We start from the raw sequence: 12,281 nt of genomic DNA, 5'->3' as shown, positions 1-12,281 counted from the left end.
ATGATCACTACACAATTTAAAACGTTATCGAGTTATGCAGTTATTGGCCTCAGCGCCCTCATTTTAAGCGGGTGTGCCAATAAAGCCGTAGTTAGTTATGGCGACGCGCAAGCAGTAGAAACCACCGATATAAACTTTGGCTCTACCGATTTACAAAAAGTAGCCAGCCAAATGACCGACTCACTACTCAGCTCGCCGGTTATTGGTACAATGACCCAAAACAAACGCCCTGTGGTATTTGTTGAGCGCATTAAAAATAAAACCAGTGAACACATAGACACTGAATCTATTACCGACTCAATCTCTACGCAACTGTTGCGCAGCGGTAAGTTTCGTTTTGTTGACATGACCCGTGTTGAATCAGTACGTGAGCAGCTTAACTTTCAAAACGAAGATGCCCTTGTAAACCCTGCCACCGCAGTTGCCTTTGGTAAACAAATTGGTGCGCAATACATGTTGTACGGCAACTTATCGAGCATTGTTAAATCAAATGCTGATAAATCAGATGTGTATTACAAATTTACAATGCGCTTAATGGATATGCAAAGCGGCCTAGTCGAGTGGGCAGACGAAACTGAAATTCGTAAAACGAAAGAAAAATCGACATTTGGTTGGTAATAATACCAATTCGCTTAATTAACTGATCAATTTTGAGGCGGAATAAACGCGTTGATAGCTAGGAAAAATTGCTATTTATTTGTTTTAAATGAGAATCTTTAACTTAGTTAGCGACACGTTTAGCCGCAAAATGATTAAGTATTTTTGCGCATTGGTATACATATCCACGCAAGGCAAAATATCGCCTTTGCGTAACACCAACAGGAGACATCTATGAAAGCCTTAACCATAGCAATGTGTGTATTGCTTACACTCAGTGCACCAAGTTTTGCTAACTATGAGCGAAACAAAGCCGTGCCTGTACAACAGGTTTTATTTGGCGATGTAAAATCTGTACGTAAAATTACCGAACAAGAGCTTGTGCAAGACAAAAACAATGGCTGGAAAACCTTTGGCGGCGCCCTACTCGGGGGGGTTGTCGGTAATCAATTTGGTGGTGGGAGCGGTCGTACCGTCGCCACTATTTTAGGCTCAGTCATTGGCGGAAGCGTGGCGCATAATAATCAGCAAAAAAGCTATTATAAGCAAACACACCTCGTAGAGTTATTGATTCAGGTAGAAAACGGCGATCAATACATGGTGGTACAAGACCAAGACCAGTCAATGCGCTTTAGTAAAGGTGATAACGTACGGTTGGTCTATTTAAGTGATAATACCGTAAGAGTTGACCGCGCGTACTAATAAGCCCTATCAGCATTATCGTGTAAATAAAAAACGAGCTATTTAAGCTCGTTTTTTATTTACAGCGCGTTAGTTCGAATTAACTAAACTTGGCGATAGTCTTTAAAAAAGCGCTGCATTTTAAGCATCGCACTCGATAAATCGTCTTTGTTAGGTAAAAACACTAACCTAAAGTGATCAGGCTCTGGCCAATTAAATGCACGCCCATGCACTAATAATATTTTTTCTGCTTTTAGTAAATCAAACATCATTTTTTCATCATCAGTGACATTAAAATGAGCCGTGTCTACTTTAGCAAAGGCGTAAAGCGCCCCCTTTGGCTTTTTACAGCTTATCCCTTCAATAGCATTCAGCCCACGCCAAGCAATATCGCGCTGAACATATAATCGCCCGCCTGGGTCGATTAAGCTATCTATTGATTGCACGCCCCCTAGCGCTTGTTGTATCGCATATTGCGCGGGTACATTGGCACACAAACGCATAGACGATAAAATATCTAGCCCTTTACGTAAATCTTCCATTGCTGAGGTGCGCCCGCTTAGTACCATCCAGCCCATTCGAATACCTGCCGCACGGTAGGTTTTAGCTAAACCATTAAAGGTAATAATGGGCACATCGTCGCATAGCGCACCAATTGAGGTGTGGGTGATGCCATCGTATAAAATCTTTTCGTAAATTTCATCGCTAAGCAATAACAGCTTATGCTCGCGCGCCACATTAATTAACTCTAAAAGTAAATCGTCACTATAAACCGCGCCGGTTGGGTTATTAGGGTTAATTAGTACAAGCGCTTTTGTTTTAGACGTAATTTTACTTTTTATATCGGCAATATCCGGAAACCAATCTTGCTCTTCATCACATAAATAATGAACAGGGTTGCCACCTGCTAATTTAACTGACGCGGTCCACAGTGGGTAATCAGGCGCAGGAATAAGCACTTCATCATCGTTATTTAATAACGCTTGGGTGATCATTTGAATAAGCTCGCTCACCCCATTACCAATATAAATATTATCTACATCTAGGTTATGTAAACCTCGTTGCTGGTAATGCTGATAAACCGCTACACGGGCTGAATATAACCCCTTAGAGTCGCAGTAGCCTTGGGCCGAATACAAATTACGAATAATATCGCGGTGCATGTCCTCTGGCATATCAAAACCAAACGCCGCAGGGTTACCAATATTAAGCTTTAGTACCTTTTGACCTTCGTCTTCCATTTTTTTGGCTTGTGCTAAAACCGGTCCACGAATGTCATAACATACACCTTCTAATTTGTGACTCTTTTTAATATCTGACATTTTTACCTCTTTGGGGCGAACTGGCTTTATGGAAAAAAATAATTAACTAGGAGTGGGTTTTATACAATGCGAGGGTTATAACCTAATGGGCTCGGTAAAATTGTGTTACTAGCCCAAGGGTGGCCCTTGGGCAATGCGTGATCAAATTTATTATCGAGAGGCCAAACACGCCCTAGTAAAGTCTAAGACTACCCTAGTAAAGGCGTAAAATGCCAGCGTAATTAGTTGCTTAATACTGAAATAAATTCACGTTAACAAATAATATTAATTAGACTCTACCCACGCTCTTAATTGGGCCTGCGAACCACTTACTTGCGCCAATAAATCTGTAGATGCCGTAACAGCTTGCGCTAAGTTATCTTGATTGAGATTAAGCTCAATATCACGGGCTACATCAGATAAACTCGTAGCACCAAACTGAGCCGCGTTCGATTTTAAACTATGGGCATGACGAATCGCCGCTTCTTTATCGTTACCAATGGTTGCAATTACTTCATTACCAAGGCGCTCAAATTCACTGCAGCAAAATTCAAGTGTATCTTTAAACTGCTCACCAAGTAACGACTGCATACTTTCTAAAGCAGCCTCATCTATTTGTACTTCTGTCATATTTTTAGCCCTTCTAAACATTCCGTGTCATTTTATAATTAATAGTATTACTGTATATCTATGCGTAAAAAAATCCAACTTTATTACTTTATAAATGTATAATTATCAAAATACACTCGCAATAAAAAGTTTAATTAATGACTCGCCAAGTTTGTGAACGCTGTTTGTTTACGCCCTCTACCTGTATATGCGGGGCCATTAAACGTTTAACAAATAAAGTTAGCGTGGTTATTCTACAACACCCCAGTGAAGAAAAAATAGCGAAAAACACGGCAAAATTGCTGAATTTGAGCCTAACTGACTGCAAAATAATCAAAGGGGAAAATAACACAGACTTTGCCATGCTCAACTCTTTACCTGTGGAGTCTACGGTACTGCTCTACCCTAACGAGCACGCCACCAACTTAGATGATACAAACCCAAAGCCAGCCTTAAGTAAAATTACGCACTTAATCGTGATTGATGGCACCTGGAAAAAAGCCTATAAAATTTTGCAGCTGACCCCGCTACTCACTAAATTTAAAACAGTGAGCTTTAAGCAGTTACCGCAAAACCGTTACGCTATTAGAAAAGCCCCTAGAGCCGATAGCCTTTCAACACTTGAGGCCGTTGCACATAGTTTGTTGTTAATAGAGCAGCTAAACCCTGCCCCGCTTTACAATTTATTAGACGAATTAATACAAAAACAAACCCAACACATGCCCGAACACGTAAAAGTACGTTACTTAAATTAGCCACGATTAAACGTAAATGCGTAATTACCCAAACAGATTAAAACGCGGATTCATTCGTAAAGGGCCAGACTACCGCTTTGACGACCAAGTTGACTTTAGTGATATTAGAGACACCTTTGGCTTTAGATCTATGGTTGTAGGAAAATGGGTAACCAAAGAAGAGCATTTTATTAGTGCAAACTTAATTTACGATGCCCTCGCCGACCTTGCTCAAATATTACATTTACCGCCTAAAGCCATTGGCCTGCGCGGCAAACTAAATTTTGCCTTTGGGCATGGCGGTCAAAAAGGCGTACAAGCGCATTATAACGCAGCTTCACAAACCCTTGCTTTAGCTAAAAATGCGGGCGGTGGCGCATTAGCCCACGAATGGTTTCATGCCTTTGATCATCATATAAGCGAGCATTTATTCAATGCAAAACCTCGTTTTAGTTTTGCCTCAAAGCTGTGGCTTGCAAATACGCCAAATTTATCGCACCCACTTAATAGTGCGCTAAACGATTTTTACAAAAACGTGTTTTTAGATTTAAATGGGGAAGATGCGAATGAATTTGTACAAACGTGCATAAAACACGACCAAGCGCATAACATGAACTACATGAGTATGCCTGAGGAGCTTGCCGCTCGCTGCTTTGAAGCCTGCATAGATGCCCACAGCACGATACAAAATAGCTTTTTGGTTAGTGGCTTAAAAAGCAGTAACTTGATATACCCAAGTGCTCAGCATATTAATAAAGCAAACAAAGCCCTTAATAAGTATTTTGAACTACTAGGTTATGCACTTCATAAATCTCAATAAGCCACAAACTACCTTGTAAACTTTATTTACGTGAAAAATCTTATATTTAATCTATCCTATCCTAAAGCATTAATAATTTTAAATTAAGTAGCAATTAAATGGTAAATACTGATTTTACAAATAAAAAGCATGGCGCTATCTCTTTTGTTTATATTGTTCCCTTAACTGTAATTGCAGTTTTATCTATCTGTATTCACTTTATGCTTGATGAAGTAATAGACGCGCAAACCGATACTGGAAAACTCGTAAATGTAAGTGGTCAACAAAGAATGCTTTCGCAACGGGTGAGTATGTTTACTTTAGAGTACTTAATGTATGGCTCGCAGGATTCTAAATTACTGGCCATTAATGCTTTAAACTCTTTAAAAAATAATCATAAATACTTATTAAGTGAGCATTATGGGGCGCAAGTATTAGGCGATGAAAGCCCGCTATCTAAGGAGTTGTTAGCAATGTATTTTAAAGAGCCTATTAATGTCGATAAAAAATTAAGTATGTTTTCAAATAGAGTTGAAGAAGTACTAAAGTTAAAAACACAAACACTTAATTTAGATACAGCGCAAGAAAGCTTTTTTTCTTTAGCAAAAGAGCCGCTTTTAAAAGCGTTTAATACGGTAGTTATGCAGTACGAAAAAGAGAGTGTTGACAGGGTTAAAAGGCTACACACTATTCAAGGTATTGTAATTATAGTTATTTTATTATCTATATTAGTCGAGTTTTTACTCGTTTATAAAAACAGAAATAAAAAACACATTTAATATCAGTGTAAGCAATAATGCACATTGATATAAGTTATTAAGCGTTTAAGCTAGCAAACAAATCTGCTATTTAAACGCTTAATAGTTTTATATTGTTATAGGTTATCGTCGCTAATACGGCTTGCTACCGCACTACTTTGATCTTTATATTTAGCATCTTTACGAATGTTGTAAGGGTTTTCGCATGGGCCTGAAAGCATTTCAAAGCTCATTGCACCAATTTTCATCATTGGGCGCAGCGCTAGTGGCAACTTACCTGAATTGTAAAATTCTAAAACAATATTACCACTCCAACCTGGGTCAATTCTGTGCGCTGTTACATGCACCATTAAACCTAAGCGGGCAAGTGATGAACGACCATCTAACCAGCCTACTATGTCGGCAGGAAGTGTTACTTTTTCATGGGTAATGGCCAATGCCAGTTCACCTGGGTGTAAAAAGAAAGCTTCGCCGTCGGCAAGCTCAATCTCTTCACTCATTATTGATTCCATAGCCTTATTTAACTGATCTTTAGGGCCACTTAAATCTACGTACGCTGCGTTATGTGCGTTAAAGGTTCTAAATTTGTTCCCTAAACGCAAATCGGCTGTCACACCCGAAATCATTTCATTAGTCGGCGCAGGCTCAATCACTATGCGGCCATCGCTTAAATATTCTTTAATATGGGTATCTGAGAGTCTCATTTTTTCTTAGTCCTGCGTTATCACTATCTCAACACTGTGTTGGTGCTGCTGATAAAAAAGCGTGCTGGCAATCAGTCTTGCCGCTGCGCTGTATGTGTTGCTAATAGCCGCGCTGGTATCGCTGGCGATTAATTTACCTTGCTCTGAGTATTCACGAATATCTATGGCAAGTGGAATATGGCTTAACACCGGTACGCCGTGTTTATGAGCAAGTTTTTCTGCGCCATCTTTGCCAAACACATGGTTGGCTTCACCGCAGTGGCTACAAATGTAGTGACTCATATTTTCTATAAGCCCAAGCACAGGTACGTTAACTTTATTAAACATTGCAATGCCTTTTTGCGCATCAGCAAGGGCTAAATCTTGTGGAGTAGTCACAATAACAGTGCCGCTGGCAGGCACTTTTTGGCTCATTGTTAGCTGTATATCGCCCGTACCCGGTGGCATATCAACGATTAAGTAATCAAGTTCGCCCCAATCTGTCTCGTTTAATAATTGGTTGAGCGCTCCCGATGCCATTGGCCCTCGCCATACCGTTGCGTCATCACTTGGCACTAAAAAGCCGATTGATTGCGCTTTAATGCCGTTGGCATCAAATGGCTGTAGTAGTTTGTTATCTTTGGTTTGTGGCTCTGCACCCACAAGCCCTAAAAGCATAGGAATAGATGGCCCATAAATATCAGCATCTAAAATCCCTACTTTTGCGCCTTCGCTTTTAAGCGCCCCAGCTAAATTAACAGCGGTCGTGGATTTTCCTACCCCCCCTTTACCTGAGGCAATCAGCACAATGTGTTTAATGGCTTTAAATTTTGCAGGCTCTTTTATAGTCACCACAGAGTCTATGGTAACCGGTGTATTTATACTTTCACTTACGTGCTGCTCAACTAACGGCATTTCTGATTGCGCCGCAAATGGCAGCGTTATTTTAATGTGTATTGATTTATCGTCATTTTGCGAAATGGTATCAATAAAACTTTCATCAATACCTACGGCAAATGCCGCGCTTCGATACGCCGCTAAGGCAGTAATAATCGGTTGTTTTTGCACCGATTTAGAGGAGAATAGTTTCGACAGTCCAAACATAGCAATTAAATAGCGTTTCTTTGATGAAAAGTGCCACAGAATTATGTAACATTCAGGGCATTAACACCAGTCAATTAACAAAAATCCATAAGCTGCGCGTACCGTTAGTCCAAAGCTTATGGATAAATTAATGATAACCGCCTTTTTTGTAGTAAAAATGGTGGTTTATCCTCAATTCGGAATGATTATGACGCAGCGAAAGATCCTCATTACCAGCGCATTACCTTATGCAAATGGCCCTACTCACTTAGGCCATTTATTGGAATATATTCAAACTGATATTTGGTCACGTTTTCAAAAGCTACAAGGCCACGAAGCTTATTATGTTTGCGCCGACGATGCTCACGGCACACCAATTATGCTTAATGCGCAAAAGCAAGGGATCACGCCTGAAGAAATGGTTAAAAATGTAAGCATTGAACGCCAGCGCGACTTTGCCGACTTTAACATTAAGTTTGATAAATACCACAGCACCCACAGCTCAGAAAATAAAGAGCTGAGTGAACTTATTTATAACCGCCTTAATGATGCGGGCCATATTAAAAAGCACACTATTTCACAGTTATTCGACCCTGAAAAAGGTATATTTTTACCAGATCGCTTTGTAACAGGCACTTGCCCAACGTGTAAGTCTGAAAACCAAAATGGCGATAGCTGTGACTCGTGTGGCGCAACTTACAGCCCTACCGAATTAATAAACCCGCGCTCGGTAATGTCAGGTGCAGAGCCAATTTTAAAAGATTCAGAGCATTACTTTTTTGACCTGCCAGCATTTGAAGGCATGCTTAAAGAATGGCTACACTCGGGCTCTATTCAGCAAGAAATGGCGAATAAGTTAGATGAGTGGTTTACCGATGGCCTGCAACAGTGGGATATTAGCCGCGATGCGCCTTACTTTGGTTTCGAAATTCCAAATGCACCGGGCAAATACTTTTACGTATGGCTAGATGCACCAATTGGCTACATGGCAAGCTTTAAAAATCTATGTAACGAAAAAGGCCTCGACTTTGATGCATTTTGGGCTGAAGGGTCTGATGCTGAGCTTTATCACTTTATTGGTAAAGACATTATTTACTTCCACAGCTTATTTTGGCCAGCCATGCTAGAAGGCGCTAATTTTAGAAAGCCAACTAACGTGTTTGCACATGGCTTTGTAACCGTCAATGGCGAGAAAATGTCTAAATCAAAGGGTACGTTTATAAAAGCACGTACTTACCTTGATAACCTAGACCCAGAGTACCTACGTTATTACTACGCAGCTAAATTAAACAGCGGTATTATTGACCTTGATTTAAACCTAGAAGACTTTGCACAACGTGTAAATTCAGACCTAGTAGGTAAAGTAGTAAACATAGCAAGCCGCTGTGCAGGCTTTATTACTAAAAAGTTTGACGGTAAATTAAGTAGCACAATTATGCAGCCTGAATTACTTGAAGAATTTCAAGCTGCTGCACCGAGCATTACTGCCCACTATGAAAACCGTGAATACAGCCGCGCGATTCGTGAAATTATGGCCCTAGCCGATAAAGCAAACCAATTTATTGATGCCGCAGCGCCATGGGTACTCATTAAAGATGAAGCAAAACAGCAAGAAGCGCACGAAGTGTGCTCGCTTGGCCTTAACTTGTTCCGTGTTTTAATTACCTATTTAAAACCTGTATTACCAGGTATGGCTGCAAACGTAGAAGCCTTTTTAAATGACGACTTAGCATGGGATGGCGTTAAAAACGCACTTGTTGCACATCCTATCAATAAATTTAAGCCGCTCATGCAACGTGTAGAAATGGATAAAGTGAACAAAATGGTTGAAGAATCAAAAGAAAGCTTAGAATCAAAAGTAACAATTGACCCTAATAGCCCACTTGCAAAAGAGCCAATTGCGGATGAAATTGAATTTGATGACTTTGCAAAAGTTGACTTACGCGTTGCTAAAATTGCTAAAGCAGAGCATGTAGAAGGCGCCGATAAGCTACTTAAACTTACGCTGGATTTAGGCGGCGAAACACGCCAAGTGTTTGCTGGTATTAAATCGGCTTACGCACCAGAAGACATTGAAGGCAAACTGACTGTAATGGTTGCAAACCTTAAGCCTCGTAAAATGCGCTTTGGTATGTCAGAGGGTATGGTATTAGCTGCAGGCCCTGGCGGTAAAGAAATTTACATTCTTAACCCAGACGATGGCTCAGAGCCAGGCATGCGTGTAATGTAATTTATTGCTTATAAAAAACCGCTGATATTTCAGCGGTTTTTTTATGAGAAAAAACGTTCATACCAATTCGCTTAATTAAGTGTGCTATTTTGAGGGTGCAAAAGCGTGTTGATAACTAGACAAAGAACTCGCTATTTAGTTATTCAAAATGATTAAGATGAGAGCTTTTTAACGCGTTTAACCCCAAAATAATTAAGTATTATTGCCGATTGCTGTTACACGTGTGACTCTGTATTAAATAAAGTGAAGTGACATTATGAGCCAAATTTTAAATGCCAACAGAATAAAAATAAGCAACCAAATAAAGCAACATAAGTTAGTTGCTATACTTCGCTTAAAGCAACAAAGCGATGTAGCCCCTTTAATTAATTGCTTAGTCAATGCAGGCATTAACGCGCTAGAAATCACCTCAAATACACCTGGCTTTGATCAAGAAATAGCAAAAGCACGGGCTGCTTATAAAAGTACACTCATTGGCGCTGGCACAATAATTAACACCGCTCTTGCGCAACAAGCCATTGATGCCGGTGCGCAATTTATAGTTACACCAAATACTAATCGAGCCGTGGTAGAGCTTGCCCACCGCCATGGTTTACCTGTAATAATGGGCGCACTCACCCCTACCGATGTTGCTAATGCCATAGAGTATAACGCCGATATTATTAAGGTTTTTCCTGCAGGCAGTATGGGGATTAATTACTTTAAAGCGCTAACGGGGCCTTTTTCTGATGTGCCATTAATGCCCGTAGGCGGCATTAATTTAGACAACTTAACACATTGGTTTGCAGCGGGGGCATGCGCAGTGGCGGTAAGTAGCGATTTTAGTAAGCCGGTAAATAACAAACAGCAATACGACACATTAAGCCAATTGGTGTGTAAATACATATCAGCGGTCGCTCACTTAACAAACTAAATAATACAGCTAAAAGTGAGCTTTTATTAAGGGTAATACAGCTTTAATAGCGTTCTTTTAACTCCCCAATTTCTTTTTGATTTTAGTTTGCCACTCAAGTGCAAGCTCAGGTAGTTCAAGTGCTGCTAATAATACGTTTTCATAATCTGGGTATTGTTTATCAAAAAAGGCCTGAAACAACGTTTTAACCGAAATGTTATGCTCAGCTTTATGTTCAATAGTCACGACATCGCCCGTTTTAGCAACACCTTGCTCAAGCACTCTAAAATAAACACCCGTGTGGTAATACTGAGTAAACAATCTTAGGCTTTGTTTATTATTAAGTGCAATAGCCAATTTAAAGCACGGCACACGGGGCTGGCTTACTTCAAGTAGTGCAGTACCTATACGAATACGATCGCCTATATGAATATTTTGCTCATCAAGGTCTGAAATTGTGAAGTTTTCGCCAAAGGCACCAACTGCTAAATCATCATTTTTAAGGGTGCGCTTCCAAAAATCGTAATGATTGTGCGAAAACGCATAAACCGCTTTATCCACCCCGCCATGATTGACTAAATCGGCTTGTTCATCACCTATTATATTCAGCTTTTCAATAACAACCGGCTCATTGGTTGGCGTTTTAAATATGCCCGTTTTAACCTTCTTGCCGTTATGCTCAACCGTTTTTATTTTAGAGATATTGGTAGAGATTATTTTCATATAAAACCTTTAATTAATACTTTAACAGCTCAGAGCTAATTTATATTATTATTCAAAATCTATATTAACATGCTTTAACTAGAGCTAAGCGCTATATACAGTAGGCCTGAAAGAGGCAAACTCATAATAAAAACATAACCATAAAAAAAGGCGATACCACCAGCAGAAGTTTTATCAACTCCACTACTCACAATAGCTCCACCTATTGGAATAAGTAAAAATATATTAATAAATGTGCATAAAATAAATGCATCCCCAAATGCAGAAATAACTGAGGCAGCAACGCATAAAGCTAGCACGAGCATATTACTCAGTCTGTCTTCAATTTGTCGCTTCTTTTCGATGATTTTTATAATAAGAACACTAACAAGTAGTCCCAAAAAATAAAATGAGGGCCAAAATGTTTCATACCAGTTTTCAACTATAAAATGACCAATTAACCAATAAAAGAACCCAAATGCCAAAAGAAATGAAACAGTTGAAGTGAGGATAGTGCTCGTATTTATTTTTCTTGTCATCACATATTTAAAGTTTAGTGATAACGATAAAACAAGTGACACTATGCTAACCATAAATAGTAAAACGAATGACCCCCAAAAATCGTCTGCCGATAGATATGCAAGACTCGGCGTTACACCTAATACAAGTTGGTTAATTGGCTTATTTTCTGATGAATATTTGGCTTTTGCGTACAACGCAAAGTAAATACAAAACGGCTGTAAAAAAATAGCCAATAGTAAGAGAGTGTAAATTTTCATCATTCATCCTTGAAGATCAACAAGGTAAGATTATAAGTCAAAAATATATAACAAAGTTAAAATCAGAAACACTACAAATACAGGGGTAAGTACATAGAAAAGGATATTTGCTATGGTTTTGTGTTTTTCTCTAAAGCGAAGCATGCCATTGTAAGTCGCTCTAAAAAGTGGGAATGTAATAAAAGCTCTAAAAATTGCCCATGAAACAAAGCTGCAGTGAAGTTTTATTTCAAACCAAAACTGTTCCGGATTAATGTTTAAAGATTGACTCGGTGAGCTTTTGGACCCCATTGACCAGCCAGTTAATAGCTCTAACATAATTATAAAAATAAGTAGAGCCGCTACCCAAAGGTAAGCAGACTCTATTGATTCTCTTTTTGAGATAAGCTTTTTCATTAATATTTTATAAACGCATTTAAATAGGCTTACACAG

At 39.4% G+C, this 12,281-nt stretch carries 14 protein-coding genes; 7 read left to right on the top strand and 7 right to left on the bottom strand.

All coding sequences use genetic code 11. The annotated features are described in order from the left end of the window. Complete coding sequence (gene lpoB, locus EJ103_RS07055; protein ID WP_024032666.1) at positions 1 to 618, top strand: penicillin-binding protein activator LpoB; 618 nt, start codon at positions 1 to 3, stop codon at positions 616 to 618. Between the two features lie 213 nt (positions 619 to 831). Beyond that, positions 832 to 1,299 carry a glycine zipper 2TM domain-containing protein gene (locus tag EJ103_RS07050; RefSeq protein WP_126006733.1) on the top strand — a complete coding sequence of 156 codons (468 nt, stop codon included), beginning with the start codon at positions 832 to 834 and terminating at the stop codon, positions 1,297 to 1,299. An 83-nt stretch (positions 1,300 to 1,382) separates the two neighbouring features. Here EJ103_RS07050 and EJ103_RS07045 read toward each other — a convergent pair whose 3' ends face one another. Then, positions 1,383 to 2,600, bottom strand: a complete 1,218-nt coding sequence (locus EJ103_RS07045) for a pyridoxal phosphate-dependent aminotransferase (protein WP_004587766.1) — start codon at positions 2,598 to 2,600, stop codon at positions 1,383 to 1,385. 264 nt (positions 2,601 to 2,864) lie between these two features. Continuing rightward, positions 2,865 to 3,209 (bottom strand): Hpt domain-containing protein, encoded by a 345-nt coding sequence (locus tag EJ103_RS07040; RefSeq protein WP_004587765.1) that lies wholly within the window; start codon positions 3,207 to 3,209, stop codon positions 2,865 to 2,867. Positions 3,210 to 3,346: 137 nt separating this feature from the next. On the opposite strand from EJ103_RS07040, the gene EJ103_RS07035 reads away from it, so the two are divergent. The 3 genes from EJ103_RS07035 (at position 3,347) to EJ103_RS07025 (ending at position 5,500) form a co-directional block, all read left to right on the top strand. Further along, complete coding sequence (locus EJ103_RS07035; RefSeq protein ID WP_126006731.1) at positions 3,347 to 3,943, top strand: tRNA-uridine aminocarboxypropyltransferase; 597 nt, start codon at positions 3,347 to 3,349, stop codon at positions 3,941 to 3,943. A 16-nt stretch (positions 3,944 to 3,959) separates the two neighbouring features. Then, positions 3,960 to 4,742: a CLCA_X family protein gene (locus tag EJ103_RS07030; protein WP_126006729.1), complete on the top strand. Its 783-nt coding sequence runs from the start codon at positions 3,960 to 3,962 to the stop codon at positions 4,740 to 4,742. A gap of 98 nt (positions 4,743 to 4,840) precedes the next feature. Beyond that, positions 4,841 to 5,500 carry a type IV pili methyl-accepting chemotaxis transducer N-terminal domain-containing protein gene (locus EJ103_RS07025; RefSeq protein ID WP_126006727.1) on the top strand — a complete coding sequence of 220 codons (660 nt, stop codon included), beginning with the start codon at positions 4,841 to 4,843 and terminating at the stop codon, positions 5,498 to 5,500. Between the two features lie 95 nt (positions 5,501 to 5,595). Here the strand turns inward: EJ103_RS07025 and dcd are convergent, their stop codons facing one another. Both dcd and apbC read right to left on the bottom strand, forming a co-directional pair. Continuing rightward, positions 5,596 to 6,183 (bottom strand): dCTP deaminase, encoded by a 588-nt coding sequence (dcd, locus tag EJ103_RS07020; protein ID WP_004587761.1) that lies wholly within the window; start codon positions 6,181 to 6,183, stop codon positions 5,596 to 5,598. Positions 6,184 to 6,189: 6 nt separating this feature from the next. Next, positions 6,190 to 7,266, bottom strand: a complete 1,077-nt coding sequence (gene apbC / locus EJ103_RS07015; protein ID WP_029772068.1) for an iron-sulfur cluster carrier protein ApbC — start codon at positions 7,264 to 7,266, stop codon at positions 6,190 to 6,192. Positions 7,267 to 7,453: 187 nt separating this feature from the next. On the opposite strand from apbC, the gene metG reads away from it, so the two are divergent. Beyond that, positions 7,454 to 9,475, top strand: a complete 2,022-nt coding sequence (metG, locus tag EJ103_RS07010) for a methionine--tRNA ligase (protein ID WP_126006725.1) — start codon at positions 7,454 to 7,456, stop codon at positions 9,473 to 9,475. A gap of 256 nt (positions 9,476 to 9,731) precedes the next feature. Continuing rightward, positions 9,732 to 10,388 (top strand): bifunctional 4-hydroxy-2-oxoglutarate aldolase/2-dehydro-3-deoxy-phosphogluconate aldolase, encoded by a 657-nt coding sequence (locus EJ103_RS07005; protein WP_126006723.1) that lies wholly within the window; start codon positions 9,732 to 9,734, stop codon positions 10,386 to 10,388. A 57-nt stretch (positions 10,389 to 10,445) separates the two neighbouring features. Here the strand turns inward: EJ103_RS07005 and EJ103_RS07000 are convergent, their stop codons facing one another. The 3 genes from EJ103_RS07000 to EJ103_RS06990 form a co-directional block, all read right to left on the bottom strand. Continuing rightward, on the bottom strand, positions 10,446 to 11,090 hold the full coding sequence (locus EJ103_RS07000) for an MOSC domain-containing protein (protein WP_126006721.1): 645 nt from the start codon (positions 11,088 to 11,090) through the stop codon (positions 10,446 to 10,448). 74 nt (positions 11,091 to 11,164) lie between these two features. Then, the gene (locus EJ103_RS06995; protein ID WP_126006719.1) at positions 11,165 to 11,851 is read right to left on the bottom strand and encodes a hypothetical protein; all 687 of its coding nucleotides are present in this window, start codon (positions 11,849 to 11,851) and stop codon (positions 11,165 to 11,167) included. A 27-nt stretch (positions 11,852 to 11,878) separates the two neighbouring features. Beyond that, complete coding sequence (locus tag EJ103_RS06990) at positions 11,879 to 12,244, bottom strand: hypothetical protein (protein WP_126006717.1); 366 nt, start codon at positions 12,242 to 12,244, stop codon at positions 11,879 to 11,881. Positions 12,245 to 12,281: the final 37 nt, after the last annotated feature.

Source organism: Pseudoalteromonas sp. Xi13, from assembly GCF_003952205.1.
Lineage (GTDB): Bacteria > Pseudomonadota > Gammaproteobacteria > Enterobacterales > Alteromonadaceae > Pseudoalteromonas > Pseudoalteromonas atlantica.
Note: the sequence above shows the minus strand (reverse complement) of the source record. Positions and strands in the feature narration are given on the sequence as shown.

Bases quoted from the DNA above. Each gene is read 5' to 3' on its own strand.
- metG (WP_126006725.1), top strand. From the start codon at position 7,454: ATGACGCAGCGAAAGATCCTCATTACCAGCGCATTACCTTATGCAAAT.
- EJ103_RS07045 (WP_004587766.1), bottom strand. From the start codon at position 2,600: ATGTCAGATATTAAAAAGAGTCACAAATTAGAAGGTGTATGTTATGAC.
- EJ103_RS07000 (WP_126006721.1), bottom strand. From the start codon at position 11,090: ATGAAAATAATCTCTACCAATATCTCTAAAATAAAAACGGTTGAGCAT.
- EJ103_RS07005 (WP_126006723.1), top strand. From the start codon at position 9,732: ATGAGCCAAATTTTAAATGCCAACAGAATAAAAATAAGCAACCAAATA.
- EJ103_RS07035 (WP_126006731.1), top strand. From the start codon at position 3,347: ATGACTCGCCAAGTTTGTGAACGCTGTTTGTTTACGCCCTCTACCTGT.
- dcd (WP_004587761.1), bottom strand. From the start codon at position 6,183: ATGAGACTCTCAGATACCCATATTAAAGAATATTTAAGCGATGGCCGC.
- EJ103_RS07040 (WP_004587765.1), bottom strand. From the start codon at position 3,209: ATGACAGAAGTACAAATAGATGAGGCTGCTTTAGAAAGTATGCAGTCG.
- EJ103_RS07030 (WP_126006729.1), top strand. From the start codon at position 3,960: ATGCGTAATTACCCAAACAGATTAAAACGCGGATTCATTCGTAAAGGG.
- EJ103_RS06990 (WP_126006717.1), bottom strand. From the start codon at position 12,244: ATGAAAAAGCTTATCTCAAAAAGAGAATCAATAGAGTCTGCTTACCTT.
- EJ103_RS06995 (WP_126006719.1), bottom strand. From the start codon at position 11,851: ATGATGAAAATTTACACTCTCTTACTATTGGCTATTTTTTTACAGCCG.
- lpoB (WP_024032666.1), top strand. From the start codon at position 1: ATGATCACTACACAATTTAAAACGTTATCGAGTTATGCAGTTATTGGC.
- EJ103_RS07025 (WP_126006727.1), top strand. From the start codon at position 4,841: ATGGTAAATACTGATTTTACAAATAAAAAGCATGGCGCTATCTCTTTT.
- EJ103_RS07050 (WP_126006733.1), top strand. From the start codon at position 832: ATGAAAGCCTTAACCATAGCAATGTGTGTATTGCTTACACTCAGTGCA.
- apbC (WP_029772068.1), bottom strand. From the start codon at position 7,266: ATGTTTGGACTGTCGAAACTATTCTCCTCTAAATCGGTGCAAAAACAA.